General features: G+C 59.2%; 4 protein-coding genes. 1 reads left to right on the top strand and 3 read right to left on the bottom strand.

Annotated elements, in window-relative coordinates; all coding sequences use genetic code 11:
- Positions 1-21 precede the first annotated feature (21 nt).
- The 3 genes from HMPREF9538_RS04120 to HMPREF9538_RS04130 all read right to left on the bottom strand — a co-directional run bounded on the left by HMPREF9538_RS04120 (position 22) and on the right by HMPREF9538_RS04130 (position 2,285).
- Complete coding sequence (locus HMPREF9538_RS04120; protein WP_002892697.1) at positions 22-1,164, bottom strand: HlyD family secretion protein; 1,143 nt, start codon at positions 1,162-1,164, stop codon at positions 22-24.
- Complete coding sequence (locus tag HMPREF9538_RS04125; protein ID WP_002892695.1) at positions 1,164-1,508, bottom strand: DUF3302 domain-containing protein; 345 nt, start codon at positions 1,506-1,508, stop codon at positions 1,164-1,166. Before HMPREF9538_RS04125 ends, HMPREF9538_RS04120 begins: the two co-directional genes overlap by 1 nt.
- Before the next feature lie 135 nt (positions 1,509-1,643).
- Positions 1,644-2,285 carry a helix-turn-helix domain-containing protein gene (locus HMPREF9538_RS04130; RefSeq protein ID WP_004151802.1) on the bottom strand — a complete coding sequence of 214 codons (642 nt, stop codon included), beginning with the start codon at positions 2,283-2,285 and terminating at the stop codon, positions 1,644-1,646.
- Between the two features lie 238 nt (positions 2,286-2,523).
- Between HMPREF9538_RS04130 and HMPREF9538_RS04140 the strand changes: the two genes are divergently transcribed.
- Positions 2,524-3,245, top strand: a 722-nt coding sequence (locus HMPREF9538_RS04140; RefSeq protein ID WP_009486127.1) for an aminoimidazole riboside kinase, incomplete at its 3' end; no start/stop codon positions are given.

Below are 3,245 nucleotides of genomic sequence, written 5' to 3'. Positions count from 1 at the left end.
GTCCGCCCCGCGCCCGCCGGCTTAGTGATCGAGATAGATATAGTTTTCCCAGCTTTTCATACGGATCAGGATCTTCCTGATCAGCGACAGCTCTTTCAGATGATCCGAGTAGACCGCCGCCTCGAGGGTGGCCCCCTGAGGCAGAGCGTATTCGGCAAATCGCGGATCGGTCACCTTCAGCACCACCAGCGCCCGGCCATGGGTATTGAGCGCGTCTGTGGTCAGCAGTTTGCCCTGCCCCTGGAACTGGCTCTCGCCAATCGCCGGCAGCACGTCGGCCACTTCTCCGCGAAAGACGGTGCCCGGGATAGCCGGAAACATCAGCTCCGCGGGCTCGCCTTTGTGCAGACGCTGCAGGGCGTTCTGGCGAAATGCCGCGACGTACTCCCGCGAGGCGGCGCCCTCCACCGGCACAAAGGTCATCAGCGGGATCATCCCCAGCGCAGTGGACATGGTGCCCGGCCGTAAGCCGACGGTACTGACATAGCCATCCTCCGGGGCGCGGACGACGGTGTTCTCCAGCTGAAACTGCGCCTTTTGCAGCTGCGCCAGCAGGGAGGCCACGGTGGTATTTTTGCCCTTCACCACCGAGTCCAGCGCATTACGCGCCTGAACCACCTTTGCCTGAGCCGCGCTGACGCTGGCTTCATCGGCTTTCCACGTCTGCAGACGGGTATCAACCATTTGATCGGAGAAGGCGCCCTGAGCATGGCCCTCCCGATAGCGGGCATACTCCCGCCGCGACTGGTCGCGCTGGGCCACCGCACGGCTCAGCTCGGCCTGCGCCTGGCTTAACGCCGCGTTTAAGGAGAGCGCATCCTGACTGGCTGCTTTTATCTGCGCCTGCAGATCGTCCACTTTCGCCTGGAACGGCGTCGGGTCGAGGGTAAACAGCACATCGCCCTTATGCAGCATCTGGTTAGGCTTCACCGGTACGCTCTGCACCCGGCCGCGTACCTGCGACACAATCGGCACGGTGCGAAACACCTGGTTACCGACGTCGGTATAAGGGAAGTTGTAGTTCATCCCGAAGATCACCGCGCCAATCAGGGCGATACCGCCGAGCACCGCCGTCGGCACGGTCCACTTATTGAGCGGGATGCGAAAAACTTTAAACACCACGATGCATAGCGCGGCGTAGGTCAGCAACATTAACGTTTCCATTATTTTGCCTCCTTCGCTTTCAGAACGTCCACCTCGCGCTGGACCTGTTCCAGCTGCTGGACCACCGTTTCCAGACGCTGATGCAGCGCCTGCTGCTCGTCGGCAATGTGGCGCATCCCCCATCCGCGGTCTTCGCGCCACAGCGTCGCCCAGATCCATAACAAGGGCCACAGCGCGTGGAGGGTAAATAAGCTGACCCAACCGGCATAATGAATCGCATCCTGATGAGGATGACGCCGCTCTTTGGCGATTTCATAAGGAATATCGTGAATAACAATCACGCCATAAAAAAGTATTAAGGCCACGGCGATCAGAATGGCCAGCGCCACATAGTCCAGGGTCATAAAATAACTCCAGAGTGCAAGGTTAAATAAATAAAACAGCCAGATTCAGGCGTAACGGGGCCGGGGGAAAAAGCGCGCTTAGCGCTTTCCCTGGCGGTAATAGCAACGTGATGGCGTGAATCTGCCGAATCGGATTTAGAATTTCTCAGGAATATGACGGTCGATGGAGATCAGCTTGCCTTTTTTCACAGTGATATATCCCCCCTCGCGCAGCGCGGCCAGCACCTGGTACACATAGCTGCGCGAGAGATTGGTTCGTTTAATAATAAATGCCGACAGGCTCTCATGCTGACCCCCATCAATTTCGCCGCGATATAAATAGCGCGACAGCATCGATTTAATGGTCTGAAAGCTGGTCTGGCTGCCGCGTTCATAGTGGGCATCAAGGGCAAATATGCCCATATAGGCCAGGATCGTGGTCAGCTCTTGCATATAGCCCGGCGACGAATGAAAGAATATTCGCTCAAAATCGCTGGCGGTTATTTTCGCCAGCTGGCACTCGCCCAGACACTGATAATAGAGCGCGACCGACGGACAATAATGTTCCAGTAATCCTAACGGCATATGCGCGATAACAATCCCGACCAGGTTCTGCTCATCGCCAAAGGCCAATGTCATTTGCCCCTGCAGCAGAAAGTAGAGATAGCCCGGCTGCGGAATAAAGCCCTGGTCTTTGCCCAAACTCAGCGTTTCACTGCAGGCGATCACCGCCGGCAGATGCGTAGTCAGCGTCAGCTTCTGGTACCGATCGTAAATATCGCCAAAACTGGGGTTCATCGCGCTACGCACTCCTTTACCTTTGGCCACCGCGGCGGGGCTAACCGCGACCTGGTGAACTATACCTAAGCGGGTGGGGAAGGAAAAGTCCAGATCTGGAGTGGCGAAATATTCCGCCTGGCTCACATTTTTTACCCTCGCCTCCCTGTTTCGTGACCCAATCGTTCCGCTTACCGGTGGGCTGTGCTTTAATGAGCTAAACCGGTTTAATAAAGTTTAGCTTAGAGGAGCTTGTCGTATGAATGGAAAAATCTGGGTACTCGGCGATGCGGTCGTCGATCTCCTGCCCGATGGAGAGGGCCGCCTGCTGCAATGCCCCGGCGGCGCGCCGGCCAACGTGGCGGTCGGTGTGGCGCGGCTCGGCGGTGACAGCGGGTTTATCGGCCGCGTCGGCGACGATCCCTTCGGCCGTTTTATGCGTCACACCCTGGCGCAGGAGCAAGTGGATGTGAACTATATGCGCCTCGATGCGGCGCAGCGCACCTCCACGGTGGTGGTCGATCTCGATAGCCACGGGGAGCGCACCTTTACCTTTATGGTCCGTCCGAGCGCCGACCTGTTCCTTCAGCCCGAGGATCTCCCGCCGTTTGCCGCCGGTCAGTGGCTGCACGTCTGCTCCATCGCTCTCAGCGCGGAGCCGAGCCGCAGCACGACATTCGCGGCGATGGAGGCGATAAAGCGCGCCGGGGGCTATGTCAGCTTCGACCCCAATATCCGCAGCGACCTGTGGCAGGATCCGCAGGACCTTCGCGACTGTCTCGACCGGGCGCTGGCCCTCGCCGACGCCATAAAACTTTCGGAAGAGGAGCTGGCGTTTATCAGCGGCAGCGACGACATCGTCAGCGGCATCGCCCGGCTGAACGCCCGCTTCCAGCCGACGCTACTGCTGGTGACCCAGGGTAAAGCGGGGGTCCAGGCCGCCCTGCGCGCGGGGGGGGGGCGCCCCCCCCCCCCCCCCCC

It is taken from the genome of Klebsiella sp. MS 92-3 (genome assembly GCF_000195655.1).
GTDB classification, from domain to species: Bacteria; Pseudomonadota; Gammaproteobacteria; order Enterobacterales; family Enterobacteriaceae; genus Klebsiella; species Klebsiella pneumoniae.
This window is presented reverse-complemented; position numbering and strand designations above follow the sequence as displayed.